Source organism: Paenalcaligenes niemegkensis, assembly GCF_022230885.1.
GTDB classification, from domain to species: Bacteria; Pseudomonadota; Gammaproteobacteria; order Burkholderiales; family Burkholderiaceae_B; genus Paenalcaligenes; species Paenalcaligenes niemegkensis.
The window spans coordinates 297,283-312,446 of sequence record NZ_JAKGCT010000005.1 but is presented as its reverse complement, the minus strand read 5'-3'; the positions used below and the strand labels follow the sequence as shown (position 1 = coordinate 312,446).

Here is a 15,164-nt window from a genome sequence, read left to right as displayed (position 1 = left end):
ACCATCTTTTCCTTAGTATTCGAGTCACAAGAACCAAATACATTTGGTCCACATACCGGAGACAACCATGGAATATCGCCACAAAAGCCGTTTCACTCTCCCGCTCGCGATTAAAGCCTTAGCTGCAGCCGCCCTGATCTCATTACCCGCCGTCGCTTCAGCCACCACCGTTACCGCGGTGATGCACGCTGGCCTGCGCGTAATGGATCCGATATTTAGCACGGCCTTTCTGACGCGCGATCATGGCTACATGATCTACGACACCTTGCTGGGTATGGATGAAAATTTCAAAATACACCCACAGATGGCCGACTGGAAAGTCAGCGAAGATGAAAAAAGCTATGAGTTTTTCTTGCGCGACGGTCTGAACTGGCATGACGGCACACCCGTTACTGCCGAGGACTGCATTGCATCTATCGAGCGCTGGATGAGTGTGGACGGTACCGGTCAAGTGCTAGAAGGCATGATTGAGTCAATGGAGGTCATTGACGACACCAGCTTTAGAGTCACCCTTAGCGAACCCACCGGCCTTCTGCTTTCCGGGCTGGCCAAGCTGAGTTCCAGCCCGGCATTCATGATGCCCAAACGCATTGCTGCCACACCCGGCACCAAAGCCATTACCGAGTTTATCGGTTCGGGGCCTTTCAGCTTTGTGGACGAAGAGTTCAGACCCGGCATTAAAGTTGTTTACGCTAAAAACCCCGACTATGTGCCACGCTCTGAACCGGCCAGCTGGACCGCTGGCGGCAAGCAGGTCAAGGTCGACAGGGTGGAATGGGTCACCATGCCCGATGCCATGACCAGCATGAACGCCTTGCTGAATGGAGAGGTCGATTTCCTGCAGCAAGTGCCGCTTGACTTACTTCCGCTGCTGGAAAGCAATGACGAGCTGCGCGTGGACACCATTGATGAGCTGGGTAACTGGACCTACCTGCGCTTTAACCACTTGCATCCACCCTTTGACAACCCTCTTATACGCCAGGCTGCCATGCTGGCGGTGGATCAGGAACAGGTTCTGAAAGCCTTGGTGGGCAACGATAGCTATGCTCAAACCTGCGCTTCAGTAATGGGATGCGGTAACCCCTTCGAAAGCGATTACCGCAGCGACGACATCATTAAGCCCCAACTGGACAAAGCCAAGGCGCTGCTCAAGGAGGCAGAATACGACAATACTCCGGTGGTAATTTTGCACCCCACCGATATGGCAACGGTTTCACCTCAACCTGTGGTGGTGGCCGATGCTTTGCGCAAGGCCGGTTTTAACGTGCAGCTAAAAACCATGGACTGGCAAAGCGTAGTCATGCAGCAAGGCAATCAGGCTTCGCCGGCCGAAGGCGGCTGGAATATTTTTTCCACTTACGCCACGCTGGCTACCAGTAGCGACCCCTTCACCAACACCACCCTAGCGTCCAATGGCAAACAAGCGTGGGCTGGCTGGCCTGATGTGCCAGAAATCGAGGCACTGCGCAGAGAGTTTGCGACGACCACCGGCGATGACGAGCGCAAACGCATCGCATTAAGGATCAACGAGCTGGCTATTGATCAGGGCGTGGTTCTGCCATTAGGGCAATTTACTATCCCCGCCGCTTACAGCGCTTCTTTGCATGACGTGCCACATTCGCCGGTCACTGTCTTTTGGTCTATGTCCAAATCTAACTAGGGAGCTTGCTTATGCTGGCCTATATCGCCCGCCGCATTCTTACCACTGTCCCGGTGGTGATCATGGTCGCCATCGTGATCTTTGCCTTATTGCGTCTTACGCCCGGCGACCCGGCGGCCGTGATTGCCGGAGACGATGCTTCGCCAGCACAACTAGAGGCCATCCGTGACCGGATGGGGCTGAACCTGCCCATTTACGAACAATTTTTTCAGTGGGCTGGAAATCTGCTGCAGGGCGATCTGGGCACGTCGCTGCTGTCGGGCACGCCGGTTACCGCCCTGATTGCAGACCGCATGGGCCCCACGATTGCACTGGCCATTGCCACACTTAGCTTCACTCTGTTAATTGCCATTCCCATTGGGGTGATTGCCGCCTGGCGTCACGGAAAAGTCACTGATCGCTTTGTGATGATTCTCTCGGTGCTGGGCTTCTCTATTCCTACCTTTGTGGTGGGCTACTTGCTGATCTATATTTTTTCCATGCAATTCGGGTGGTTTCCCGTGCAAGGCTACCGCGACTTAGGCAGTGGCTTCTACGAATTCGCCAGGCGGCTGATTTTACCTACAGTCGCTCTAAGTACGGTTTATACCGCCCTGATTGCCCGTATCACTCGCAGTAGCGTCATCGAAGTCATGAATGAAGACTTTGTACGCACAGCCCGGGCCAAGGGGGTGAAAGAAAGCACGGTGTTCTTGCGCCATGCCCTGCGCAACGCGGCGGTGCCTATTGTCACTGTGGTGGGCATTGGTGCTGCCTCGTTAATTGGCGGCGTGGTCGTCACCGAGTCGGTCTTTAACATTCCAGGCCTGGGCCGTCTGGTGGTCGAGGCCGTCCTGGCACGCGACTACCCCATTATTCAGGGGGTGATCTTGTTGTTCTCGCTGACCTATATCGTCATCAACCTGATTGTTGATGTGCTCTACACCGTGTTTGATCCACGCATCACCTACTAGGAGCCACCGATGACTGAACGAACGCTTCTTAAAGGGCTGCTGCGTCGCTTGTTAAGCCCGACGGCTTTTACCGCCTGCTCCCTGTTACTGCTTGTCGTGCTGATGGCGGTGCTGGCACCGTGGCTTGGCACTATTGATCCCATACAAATCAACCCCACTTCTCGGCTGGCACCTATAGGCGCCGAGCATTGGCTGGGCAGCGATGCCTTTGGCCGCGATATTTATTCGCGCGTGATCTACGGCGCACGTGTTTCGATAATCGTGGGCCTGGGAGCCGCTGGCCTGAGTCTGTTTTTTGGCTTGATCATTGGCATTCTGGCCGGCTATTTTCCGGTATTTGACGCGATCATCATGCGCGTTATGGATGGCATCATGGCCATTCCCAGCATTTTACTGGCCATTGCGCTGGTTTCGCTAACCGGTGGCAGCCTGCTGACCGTGCTCGTGGCGATCATTATTCCTGAAGTCCCTCGCGTGGTGCGGCTGGTTCGTAGCGTAATTCTATCAATTCGGCATGAACCCTATGTTGAAGCCGCCATTACCCTGGGCACACGCACGCCACGAATTATTTTCCGCCATATTATTCCCAACACCTGGGCACCCCTTATTGTTCAGGGTACCTACATTTTTGCCTCGGCCATTTTAATCGAATCCACGCTTAGCTTTTTGGGCGCTGGCCTGCCCCCTGAAATACCTTCCTGGGGAAACATGATGGCTGACGGACGCATGTTCTTTCAGCTTTATCCAGGTCTGGTCTTGTACCCCGGCGTGTTTTTGGCGCTTACCTTATTAAGCGTCAATATATTGGGCGATATTTTGCGCGATGAACTTGATCCCAGAATGGTGAAAAAATGATGAATGCTGCACACAACACTCAGGCACCAGCTGGTAAAGCCGTCTTAAGAATCGAGAACCTGTGGGTCAAAATCACCAGCAAAGACGACGACAGCTATGCCATCTCTGACATTTCTTTATCTGTGCATCCTGGCGAAACGGTGTGTCTGGTGGGGGAGTCTGGCTCAGGAAAGTCCGTGACCTCGCTGGCAACCATGGGTTTACTGGCTCGCGATGAACTCCACTGCAGCCAGGGAAAAATCTGGCTGGATGACGAAAATCTGCTTGAGGCCTCGTCGTCACGCATTCGTTCCTTGCGCGCCTCGCAAATGGCGATGATTTTCCAGGAGCCCATGACAGCGCTGAATCCCGTCGAAAGGGTGGGCCCGCAAGTTGAAGAGGTGCTGAAGGCACATGGTGTGGGAAACCCTTCGCAACGCAAACGCCAGGTGCTGGAGATGTTTGAGGCTGTGCACCTGCCTGATCCGCAAAAAATTTACACGGCTTACCCGCACCAACTGTCAGGCGGGCAACGGCAGCGTATCGTGATCAGTATGGCGTTAATTTTAAAACCTCGCCTGCTGATTGCCGACGAGCCTACCACGGCCCTGGACGTCACTACACAAAAGCAGATTCTGGCGCTTATCCGTGAACTTCAGGAGAAACAAAACACAGCGGTGCTGTTTATTACGCATGACTTTGGTGTGGTGGCAGAAATCTCAGATCGCATCGTCGTCATGAATCGCGGCAAGATGGTCGAAACCGGTACGCGAGATGCCATTCTGCGCAATCCCGCCGAAGCGTATACCCGCATGCTGGTCTCATCAGTGCCCAGCCTGATTCCCGGCCAGGCGCGTGCCGTTGGCTCCGATCCTATTTTGCACGTTGAAGACCTCAACAAAACCTACGACGAAATTCATCTTTTCGCCCCAAACCGTAGCGTGGTGGCGGCCAACAACGTGTCTTTTACGCTGAATAAGGGCGAAATCATCGGGATTGTAGGTGAATCGGGCTCCGGGAAGTCATCAGTAGCGCGATGCATCATGCGCTTGATCAAGCCTTCCTCGGGTCTGATCCAACTCGGTGACAGCGATCTGGCTACGGCAAAAGGCGAGGCGCTACGCGATCTGCGCCAGCGTCTGCAGATCGTTTTCCAGGATCCCTACCGATCCTTAAACCCGCGGTTACGCATACGCGATGCCTTGCTGGAAGGCATGGAGAACTATGGCATCTCGGCTGCAGAGTGCGAGAAGCGCATTGCTACTTTGCTTGATTGGGTGGGCATGGATAAAACAGCCCTGGGACGCTATCCGCATCAATTTTCAGGTGGGCAGCGCCAGCGTCTGTGCATCGCCCGGGCCCTGGCTCTTGAGCCCGATGTACTGGTTGCCGACGAAGCGGTATCGGCGCTGGACGTGTCGGTGCAGTCCCAGGTGCTGAAGCTGCTTGATGATATGCGTCAGCGCATGGGGATTGCCGTGCTGTTCATCACCCATGACTTGCGGGTAGCTGCGCAAATTTGCGATCAGATACTGGTGATGCAGCGCGGCATTGTCGTTGAGGCTGGCCGCGCCGACGAAATTCTTGTGAACCCGCAGCATGCCTACACCCAAGCCCTGATCGAAGCCGCCCCTGGCCGTCATTGGGACTTCCAGAACTTCAGACCCGTTGACGCGGCGTCTTCACTGAGCAACCCAACCGAGAGTCACTATGTCTAAACATGCACAGTTAGTTATTCGTAACGCCGAAGTGGCCGATGGCACAGGCCGCCCTCGGTTTCAGGCCGATGTGGTTGTGAATCACGACCGGATTGAGTTCATTGGCAACGCCAGCGACTGGACGGCCGAGCACACCATTGATGCCGAGGGTCTTGTCGTGGCGCCGGGCTTTATCGATACCCATACGCACGATGACCGTATGATGCTTTCCAACGGAGCGATGCTGCCAAAGCTCAGCCAGGGTGTCACCACGGTGATTGCTGGCAACTGCGGTATTTCCCTGGCCCCCACGCCCTACCCCATGACGCCGCCGATCACTCCGCCCATGAACTTGCTCGACAACCAAGGAATCTGGTTTAAGCACCCCACCTTTGCCAGCTACATTGAAGCGCTGGCTGAGACGCCGCCTACAACCAATAGCGCCTTGCTGGTCGGCCACACCACTTTGCGTATCGCCGTAATGTCAGAGTTCGACCGGCCTGCTACCGACGTGGAAATTGCTGCCATGAAAGAGTTGCTGGCTGAAGCGATGCAGGCTGGTGCCATTGGATTATCTACCGGTCTGGCCTACGATCCGGCTTTTTTATCGAGCACCGAAGAGATCATTGAGCTTGCCAAAGTGGCAGGTCAGTATGGCGGCGTCTACTGTACCCACCTGCGTGACGAGGGCGACGATGTAGTCGAGGCTTTGGAGGAAGCTTTTCTGATCGGGCGTGAAGCGAGCTTGCCGGTGGTGATTTCTCACCATAAGGTGGCTGGAAAGCAGAATTTTGGACGTTCCGCCGAGACGTTGGCGCTGATCGAAAAGCAGATGGGCCTGCAGCCTATTTGTCTGGATTGTTACCCCTACTCCGCGTCTTCCACGGTGCTGGGGGCCAAGGCAGCGGCTTCGGCTTTAAAGGTAACTGTTACGTGGTCTGTTCCTCATCCTGAAATGGCAGGGCGTGACTTGGCTGAGATCGTCAATGAATGGGGGACAACTCAAGTAGAGGCTATTGCCCGCCTGTTGCCTGCCGGCGCTATTTATCATCGTATGGATGAGGCTGATGTGTCGCGAATTCTGGCCTTTGAGGACACCATGATTGGCTCGGATGGCTTGCCTCACGATGAAGTGCCTCACCCCCGGCTATGGGGTAGTTTTCCGCGGGTGCTGGGGCATTATTCGCGTGATCTGGGCTTGTTTAGCTTTGAGAAAGCGATTCATAAGATGACGGGGCTGAGTGCCGAGAAGTTTGGTCTGAAGGACAGGGGGTGGTGCGCGAGGGTGCTTTTGCAGATTTGGTGATTCTTAATGCCGAGACTGTTGCTGAGGGGTCAAGTTTTGCGAAGCCTACGATTCCGGCTATTGGTATTGAGATTGTTATTGTGAATGGAGAGGTTGTCTGGGAGAACGAGGCGGTTACCGAGCGTCGGCCGGGGCGGGTTTTGCGGCGGGTGGTGTCGGTTGTTTGAGCTTTTCCGTCCTCGCTTAGCATTTGTGGGGGCTCTGTCTCACGGGTGTCGTCTTCTTGCCCTTTCCTGCGCTCGCTTAGCGTTGAGCGGTGCTGCGCACTACCCTTGAACAACAAACAAAGCAGGCGTTCGCGAACTTGCGGACGCTCTGCCGCACAGGTGTCGTCTTCTTGCCCTTTCCTGTGCTCGCTTAGCGTTGAGCGGTGCTGCGCACTATCCTTGAACAGCAAACAAAGCAGGCGTTCGCGAACTTGCGGACGCTCTGCCGCACAGGTGTCGTCTTCTTGCCCTTTCCTGTCCTCGCTTAGCGTTGAGCGGTGCTGCGCACTACCCTTGAACGGTGAGGAAAGCAGGCGTTCGCGAACTCGCGGACGCTCTGTCTCACGGGTGTCGTCTTCTTGCCCTTTCCTGCGCTCGCTTAGCGTTGAGCGGTGCTGCGCACTACCCTTGAACAGCAAACAAAGCAGGCGTTCGCGAACTTGCGCTGCGCGCTTCGAACAGCGCTCACTTTTTCCCTGCTTTGTTTGCTGTTCGCGGCGCTCCCCGATGCGCTCGCACAGGAAAGGGCAAGAAGACTGGGGTTGGGGTTGGGGTTGGGGTTGGGGTTGGGGTTGGGGTTGCATGAAAAAGGCGAGCTTTATGAAGCCCGCCTTTTTTGCTTTTCTACTTGGTACGGACGCTTAGCCTTTCTTTTCTAGTCCCCAGAACACTGTGATTGGTGCTTCGGGGATGTTTTGAAGTTTATTGCTGTACGCAGCGGGGGTTCTGAATTGTCCCAGCGGGACGATAACGCCTTCGTCTATGACCAGTTCCTGTATTTTTGCGGCGGTGGCTTGTTTGCTTTCGTCGTCGACAGCTCGTGCGTATTCAAGGCGTAGGGTTTCAATTTCTGGTACGTCAGGCCAGCCGAACCAGGCTTCTTTGCCGTTGGCTGCAATCGTGGTGTTGGCAAATGGGTCACCAGCGGCGGCAATGATGCCGTAGGTGGCAAAGATGCTCCATCCTCCCTGCGATGGCTGGCTGGTGTTGGAGCGTCTGGATACGACTGATTGCCAGTCCATCGATTGCATATCAACCGTGAAGCCGGCTGCTCGCAATGCTGAGGCGATCACGACGGGTTGCGGTGCCGCCGTCACATGGTCTGTGGGATGCAGCAGTACCACGGGTGTTCCGTCGTAGTTGGCTTCAGCCAGAAGTTCTTTGGCTTTTTCAATGTTGGCGGGAACGATCATGTCGGTGCCGTAGTCGGTGGCGTTTGGCGTACCGCAACCAAAGGGCGAGGCGCAGGTGGAGTAGTATTCGGGATTTCCCACCAGCGCTTTCAATACATCTTCCTGGCCTACGGCATACATGGCAGCCTGTCTGATGAGCTTATTGTCAAAGGGTGGATACATGTGATTGAAGCGGAAGTAGCTCCAGTTGCCCAGTGGATCGATGACGCGGGTGGTTAAATCGGCACTGTTTTCCACCAGTGGCAGTAAATCGAATGGGAATTTCTCGATAAAATCGACTTCTTCGTTGAGTAGTGCATTGGCACTGGTCATGGCGTCGGGCATGCCTACCCATTCGACCTTATCTACGTTGACCTGCTTGGCTCCTGAAGTCCAGTCTGTGGGTTCGCTACGAGGGATATAGTCGATGTTTTTCTCATATACCACCCGTACACCAGGACGGAATTCGGCTTGAACAAATTTAAAAGGGCCAGAACCAATCATTTCGCTGACGGCTTCTTTGCCGGCCGCTTCGACAATGCGCTTGGGCATCATGAAAGCAGGACGTGAACTGATTTTTGCAAGGCTGTCGAGTACCAGACTTGTGGCTTCGGTGAGGTGTAGCTCGAATACCTTGTCGTCGACGACCTTGTAGTCGGCCAGAAAACCTTCCAGCACAGGGCCGGTATTGTCGTTGTCGAGCCAGCGTTTGATCGAGGCGATGCAGTCCTCGGAGGTTACTGGCGTGCCGTCGTGCCATTTCAAGCCATCACGTAAGGTAAACCTGTACACCTTGCCGTCATCAAGCACTTCCCAGTCGGCCATCTGAGGCTGAACCTTGAAGTTTGAATCGATGCCTACCAATGTGTCGTAAATCATGTAGCCATGTTCACGGGTGATAAAGGCGGTGCTTTGTATGGGGTCCATCATCCGTAGCCCCGAATGCATGACCGCCGTAACGGTTTGCGCGCTAGCCGCCGTCATCAGTGTTGTGGATGCGAATAGCGCACCCCACAATATTTTTTTATTCCGCAGCATATTCATACCTACCCCCGGCTTATTAAAATAAAGAGTCTCCATCCTTAAGCACTGATGTGACCATACGGTCACACTACAGACTAGCAGCCACAGCAGAACACGCAATTAGTACAAACCTGCTCCTGTTCTATCGGAGATATCACTTATTTATGCCTGTATGGCGATAGCAGCGTGGTATGCCGGGCGAATGCCCTTCTGAAGGCGGTTCAGGCGGTGTAAGCCAGGCTTCAGTACGGCTTGCGTCTGATTCTTAGGGTTACCAATAAACTCATTCGATTTCATTTCCCCTCCAGCGCAGGAGCACCATATACGTTTAGATACATCTCTGCTTCTCCAACGGTGAACAATCGTTAATCCAGGCATTTCTTCGCTCCACCCCTCCTTAAATAGTCCTATTCTTGGCGTGAAATTTCTGCGACCCATATGGTTGCAGAGGACACCATGCTGTAGATCTATTTTTCTTTCGGAGTAGGATATGCCGTTGTACAAACGCTCATTTGCTGAATTTATTGGTACATTTTGGCTGGTATTTGGTGGTTGCGGAGCTGCTGTCTTTGCAGCGGGCTTTCCTGTCCTGGGTATTGGTTTCGCAGGGGTGGCGCTGGCCTTTGGTTTAACAGTGGTGACAATGGCTTACGCCCTGGGCCATATTTCTGGTGGACACTTTAATCCTGCTGTTTCTGTAGGCTTGGTGGTTGGAGGGCGCTTCCCCGCTGCCGAACTGCCCGCTTATATCGGAGCACAGGTTCTGGGTGGGATCGTTGCTGGTGGCATGCTGTACCTAATCGCCAGCGGTAATGCTGACTTCAGCCTGGCTGGCGGGTTGGCGTCAAACGGCTATGGCGAGCACTCGCCCGGTGGCTATTCGATGCTCTCAGCGCTACTGATTGAAATCCTGCTTACTGCGGTTTTCATCATTGTCATTATGGGCGCAACCGACTCACGCGCACCCGCAGGTTTTGCTCCGCTGGCGATTGGTCTGGCCCTGACCTTGATTCACCTGATCAGTATTCCTATTACCAATACGTCGGTAAACCCTGCTCGCAGTACCGGTCCAGCGGTTTTTGTGGGCGACTGGGCCTTGTCGCAACTTTGGCTGTTTTGGGTTGCGCCATTAGTCGGGGCGGCTATCGGAGCGCTTATTTATCGCTGCTTTGACAAGCGCTAAACGTTGATGTGCTAGTTCGTTATGCTGCAGTACAAAGCCGCATTTTCCAGATTGGATATGTGGCTGAAACCAATCCCAATGACTGTTAGCATTTCGTAGCTTGTTAGACGCAGCTCTTTGTTAGCGTTAAGGGCATGGGATCTAAACAACAAAATCTTTATCGAAGCACCGTTGCCAACTCTCAGTATTTTTCAAATACCGATGTAGCCGGGGCCAGTCATGTTTCACCTTCAACCCGCCGGCAGGCCGCAGCTGTAATTCCATTAAGCGATGCTGATAGTGCCGGGCTGAATGTACTGCGTGTCGTGGCCTGTTTTATGGTGATTTTTCTGCACGTGGCCGCTGTCGGCTTTCATGATTTTATTCCGGGCTGGTGGGCGAGCAATGTGTATGACTCGGTGTTGCGCAGTTGTGTGCCGCTATTCCTGATGATTACGGGTGCTCTCTTGCTGCGCAAAGAAGAAGGACTATGGTCGTTTTTTACGCGCCGCTTTAGCCGGGTGGTGCCGCCTTTTCTTTTCTGGTCTTTCTCTTATCTGTCCTGGCGCCATTGGCAAGGCACATTAAGCATTGAATGGTATCGCTGGCCTCTTACTATTTTGGAAGGTCCCACTGCGCATCACCTTTGGTATTTGTACGCGCTGCTGGGCATTTATGCGGCGATTCCCTTTTTGCGTAAAATTTATTTGCACGCCACATTATCGGAACGTTATGCCTTTTTACTTTTATGGGCGGTGGCTTCTACCTGGCAATTGGCTGAAAGTGCGCAAGAGCCTCCGAGTCCGCTGGTCGACATTTACCAGTTTAGTTTTTTTGCAGGGTTGATCGGTTATGTGTTTCTTGGTGCGGTAATTGCTGATTTGCTGGGCCGACTGCAGCGCCAACGCATTGGATTCCTGCTGCTCTTTATATTATCCAGTGCATTGACTGCGATAAGCACTTACGCACTAAGTACATCAAGTGGTGTTCCCAACACGCTGATGTATTCATTTCAGTCGCCATTCGTGATGGCCGCGGGGATTAGCCTGTTTGTTTTGCTGACCCGCATAGGACAATATTTTCAGAAAACACCCACCAAGTGGCTGCAGCAATTAAGCGGCGCGACCTTGGGCATTTACGGTATTCATGTGTTTGTGCTCGAGATCTTGCATACCAGGTGGATTAACGGCGAGCTGCTTCCGGCTCCCTGGCTTAGCATTCCAATCTTTAGTCTGGTGGTATTTATCGTATCTGCTGCGGTTATACTGATCGTCCGCCGTGCCAGTTGGTTACGCGGAATTATTTAGAGTAAAACAAAGCTGTTGCCATCGCCGGATCCAGCGCAAAATGCTGTCTACCGCTATGGTTTCAGATAGAGCAATCACAAAGGCACTGATTATGGATAACAATACGGTGATTATTACCGAGAAGCCCATCAACAAGCTGACACAGCTGACCCTCATAATTTATATCTTATATGCCTTAAGTGTGTTTGCCGGCATTACTGCTATCGCCGCTATTATTATTAACTATATTAAGCGCGAGGAAGTTCAGGGCACCTTTTTGGCTTCACACTTTCGCTGGCAAATCCGTACCTTCTGGTACGGCGTTTTATGGTGCGTTATTGGCTTTATAACCATGCCTATTCTGGTTGGCTTCATCATCTGGGCTGCCGCCGCCATCTGGTTAGTGTATAGACTGGTTAAGGGCGTATTGAACCTTAACGACGAAAAGCCTATGTATCACTAAGCATACAAGCGCTAAACTGCTGCTTTTAAGGGGAATCCCCCTTTCTTATCTATAAGCATCGGCCTTGCCAGGCGCACTATTGTCGTTTTTATCAGGATCTACTTTGCATTTTCACCTTCCTCCCCTAGAGCAAATGCCAGAGTGGCAGGCATTCTCCACAGCTGCCAGCAGTGCCGATGTCTGTTTAAAAAGCGTACGCAGTTTTCCTGCCGCCGGTTTACATGTTGATGTCAGCGGGCAGCGCTATTCTCCTGAACTTGAAAGCGCCGCCGAACAGCTGCTGAGCGCCCGCAACTTCACTGCTGCACGAGAAGCCTTGCTGACCGGCGGCATTTGCAATCCGACTGAAGACCGTGCCGCCTGGCACACCGCCTTGCGGGCACCCGCACCCAATGCTGAAATCACTGCCGAACGCGAACGTCTCAACGACTTTATCCGTAATGCTGATGCGTCTCGTAGGTGGCGCAACATTGTGCATATTGGAATTGGGGGCAGCGATTGGGGCGTACGTCTTAGCGTAAACGCCTTTGGCTACAGGAAGGTATGGCGCAATGTACGCTTTGTCGCCAACATCGACGGTCACGCCATTGAAGGTGCCTTGGCCGACCTGAATCCTCACGACACCTTAATCGTGGTAGCAAGTAAATCCTTTACCACGGTTGAAACGCTGGAAAACGCCAAACGCGCTATTGAGTGGCTTCAGGCCGCCAATGTGCCCGATCCCTATGAGCAGGTCGTGGCCATCACTGCCCGTGTCGAAACCGCGAAAAAGTGGGGCGTGCCAGAGAGCAATATTTTCAAGTTCTGGGATTGGGTGGGCGGCCGTTTTTCGTTGTGGTCAACCGTTAACCTGACCATCGCCATGGTGGTCAGCAGTGATGTGGTCGCCGGTATGCTGGCAGGCGCAGCAGCCATGGATACGCACTTTGCCGAAACTCCCTTGCATAGCAATGCACCAGTACAGATGGCCTTGTCGGGAGTCATTAATCGTAGTGTTCTTGGTTATGGTTCGTTAAATATCGCTCCCTACGATTTCCGCCTGGGCAATATCGTGTCTTATATTCAGCAGCTCGACATGGAGTCACTGGGTAAATCAGTAGATCTGAATGGCGAACCGGTCAGCGTTGCCACCGGCCCCGCCGTGTGGGGCATGCCAGGCACCGATGCCCAGCATACCTTTTTCCAGTGGCTGCATCAGGGCAGTGACGGCGCTCCAGTGGATTTTATTGTGTGTCAACATGCCGACCATAAATGGCGCAGCCATCACCAAACCTTGCTGGCGCACTGCCTGGCCCAACGCGAAGCCCTGCTCCGCGGAAAAAACTATGGTCAGGCCCTGCAAGAATGCCTGGATAGCGGCGTAGAACCCGGTCGCGCTGAATGGTTAGCCAAGCACCGCGTCCATAAGGGCGGGCGTCCCAATACGCTTATTGTGTTGCCACGCCTTACGCCCTATACGCTGGGGGCCTTGCTGGCACTCTACGAGCACAAAGTGTTTGTGCAAGGTCTGATCTGGGGCATTAACCCCTTTGATCAATGGGGTGTTGAATATGGCAAGGTGCTGGCGGCAGGTATTTTGAACGAGTTGCAGCATTCCCAAGCTGCACAGGTCAAGCACGATGCGTCGACAGCTTACTGGGTGAATCAGTTCACAGACCTGTAATACTTTAGGCATGTAAGTGTTTATGCCACTTGGCATAGAACTCAACTCGCGATATATTAATGGTAATACCACTTTACCGAATGATTTAAAATACCCCTAAGCCATTAATTTATCGGGTGTTTTTACATAAATACTGTTTATAAGCGTGAATACACGCGGCTTATTTAGGCCGTATATCGCGCTTCTTGACTCCGCAAAGGCTAAGACATGTCTGAAACTCATCAACACGAGCTCTACGCTGAATACGATTTCGGTACGACTGATCGTCCTGCGTTGATTGCTGCCCTTCAGCAAGCCACCTCGCCCGAAGCCGTACTGCATACCAATGAACAGTTGAAGCCTTACGAGTGCGATGGTTTTACATTATTACGTCAAAAACCATTATTGGTGGTAATGCCGGCAAACGAAGCCGAGGTTGTACGCGCCATCAAAATCTGTGCCGAGCGTAATGTGCCTATTGTGGCTCGCGGTGCGGGTACCGGTTTATCCGGTGGTGCCATGCCGCACCCTCAAGGTGTGTTGCTTTCGCTAGCCAAGCTCAGTCAGGTGCTTAAGGTCGATCCCTACGCGCGTACGGCCACTGTGCAGCCAGGCGTGCGTAACATTACAATTTCGCAGGTAGCGCATCCGCACGGCCTGTACTATGCGCCTGACCCTTCATCCCAAATTGCCTGTAGCATCGGCGGCAACGTTGCCGAAAATGCGGGTGGCGTTCACTGCCTGAAATACGGGCTGACTATTCATAACCTCCTGCATTTGCGTGCAGTTACCATCGATGGCGACATCATCCAGATCGGCAGCCATGCCCTTGATACACCGGGCTTTGACATGTTGTCACTGCTCACCGGCTCAGAAGGCATGCTGGCCGTCGTCACCGAAGTTACCGTCAAGCTGACGCCAACTCCGCAGCTAGCACAATGTATTCTGGCAAGCTTTGATGATGTGGCCAAAGCCTGCGACGCCGTCGCCGCTGTCATTGCCGCAGGTATTATCCCTGCTGGCCTGGAAATGATGGATCAACCCGCTACCGTAGCCGTCGAAGCCTTTGTCAATGCCGGTTACCCGCTAGACGCCAAAGCTATTCTGCTATGCGAATCCGACGGAACTCCCGAAGAGGTTGCGGCAGAAATCAAGAAAATGAAAGCCGTTCTGGTTGAAAGCGGCGCAACAGAGATCCGCGTGTCGCAGTCCGAAGAAGAGCGTGCACTGTTCTGGGCGGGTCGTAAGGCGGCCTTTCCCGCAGCGGGCCGCGTCTCGCCCGACTACATCTGCATGGATGGCACAATACCGCGCAAGCGCCTCGCTGAAATGTTGACCACCATCAAAGACTTCGAGGTCAAGCATGGCTTGCGTTGCCTGAACGTCTTCCACGCCGGCGACGGAAACCTGCATCCTCTGATCCTTTTCGATGGCAGCATCCCTGATGAAAAAGACCGCGCCATGGCATTTGGCGGCGACATTCTAGAGCTGTCTGTAGCCCTGGGTGGAACGATCACTGGCGAACATGGCGTGGGCGTTGAAAAGATCGATCAAATGTGTGTGCAGTTTAGCGATGGCGAACGCACCAAGTTCTTCGACATCAAAAAAGCATTTGATCCGGACAGTTTATTGAATCCGGGAAAGCACATCCCTACGCTTAACCGCTGTGCCGAGTTTGGTCTCATGCATGTACATCATGGTGAAGTGCCTTTCCCCGAGCTTCCACGTTTCTAATCGACGCCATTTTCTAGCGGAATTTG

At 53.4% G+C, this 15,164-nt stretch carries 11 protein-coding genes and 1 pseudogene; 10 read left to right on the top strand and 2 right to left on the bottom strand.

Annotation, left to right across the window (positions count from 1 at the left end; all coding sequences use genetic code 11):
* Positions 1-67: 67 nt before the first annotated feature.
* The 5 genes and pseudogenes from L1889_RS17125 (at position 68) to L1889_RS17105 (ending at position 6,617) form a co-directional block, all read left to right on the top strand.
* Positions 68-1,660 carry an ABC transporter substrate-binding protein gene (locus tag L1889_RS17125; RefSeq protein WP_238666224.1) on the top strand — a complete coding sequence of 531 codons (1,593 nt, stop codon included), beginning with the start codon at positions 68-70 and terminating at the stop codon, positions 1,658-1,660.
* A gap of 11 nt (positions 1,661-1,671) precedes the next feature.
* Complete coding sequence (locus tag L1889_RS17120; RefSeq protein WP_238666223.1) at positions 1,672-2,613, top strand: ABC transporter permease; 942 nt, start codon at positions 1,672-1,674, stop codon at positions 2,611-2,613.
* Positions 2,614-2,622: 9 nt separating this feature from the next.
* Positions 2,623-3,468 (top strand): ABC transporter permease, encoded by an 846-nt coding sequence (locus L1889_RS17115; protein WP_238666222.1) that lies wholly within the window; start codon positions 2,623-2,625, stop codon positions 3,466-3,468.
* Positions 3,468-5,165, top strand: coding sequence for a dipeptide ABC transporter ATP-binding protein (locus L1889_RS17110; RefSeq protein ID WP_372871896.1), 1,698 nt, complete (start codon positions 3,468-3,470; stop codon positions 5,163-5,165). The genes L1889_RS17115 and L1889_RS17110 overlap by 1 nt, the downstream gene beginning before the upstream one ends.
* Positions 5,158-6,617: pseudogene (locus L1889_RS17105) on the top strand (N-acyl-D-amino-acid deacylase family protein). The gene L1889_RS17110 and the pseudogene L1889_RS17105 overlap by 8 nt, the downstream one beginning before the upstream one ends.
* Positions 6,618-7,297: 680 nt before the next feature.
* Here L1889_RS17105 and L1889_RS17100 read toward each other — a convergent pair.
* Both L1889_RS17100 and L1889_RS18615 read right to left on the bottom strand, forming a co-directional pair.
* Entirely contained in the window at positions 7,298-8,872 is a 1,575-nt protein-coding gene (locus tag L1889_RS17100; protein ID WP_238666220.1) for an ABC transporter substrate-binding protein, read from the bottom strand.
* 141 nt (positions 8,873-9,013) lie between these two features.
* Positions 9,014-9,148 carry a hypothetical protein gene (locus L1889_RS18615; RefSeq protein ID WP_257794033.1) on the bottom strand — a complete coding sequence of 45 codons (135 nt, stop codon included), beginning with the start codon at positions 9,146-9,148 and terminating at the stop codon, positions 9,014-9,016.
* A 193-nt stretch (positions 9,149-9,341) separates the two neighbouring features.
* Between L1889_RS18615 and aqpZ the strand changes: the two genes are divergently transcribed.
* The 5 genes from aqpZ (at position 9,342) to L1889_RS17075 (ending at position 15,138) form a co-directional block, all read left to right on the top strand.
* On the top strand, positions 9,342-10,034 hold the full coding sequence (gene aqpZ / locus L1889_RS17095; RefSeq protein ID WP_238666219.1) for an aquaporin Z: 693 nt from the start codon (positions 9,342-9,344) through the stop codon (positions 10,032-10,034).
* Between the two features lie 134 nt (positions 10,035-10,168).
* Positions 10,169-11,320: an acyltransferase gene (locus L1889_RS17090; protein ID WP_238666218.1), complete on the top strand. Its 1,152-nt coding sequence runs from the start codon at positions 10,169-10,171 to the stop codon at positions 11,318-11,320.
* Between the two features lie 91 nt (positions 11,321-11,411).
* Positions 11,412-11,762 carry a DUF4870 family protein gene (locus L1889_RS17085; RefSeq protein ID WP_238666217.1) on the top strand — a complete coding sequence of 117 codons (351 nt, stop codon included), beginning with the start codon at positions 11,412-11,414 and terminating at the stop codon, positions 11,760-11,762.
* Between the two features lie 133 nt (positions 11,763-11,895).
* Complete coding sequence (gene pgi / locus L1889_RS17080) at positions 11,896-13,425, top strand: glucose-6-phosphate isomerase (protein ID WP_238666347.1); 1,530 nt, start codon at positions 11,896-11,898, stop codon at positions 13,423-13,425.
* 207 nt (positions 13,426-13,632) lie between these two features.
* Positions 13,633-15,138 (top strand): FAD-linked oxidase C-terminal domain-containing protein, encoded by a 1,506-nt coding sequence (locus L1889_RS17075; RefSeq protein ID WP_238666216.1) that lies wholly within the window; start codon positions 13,633-13,635, stop codon positions 15,136-15,138.
* Positions 15,139-15,164 lie beyond the last annotated feature (26 nt).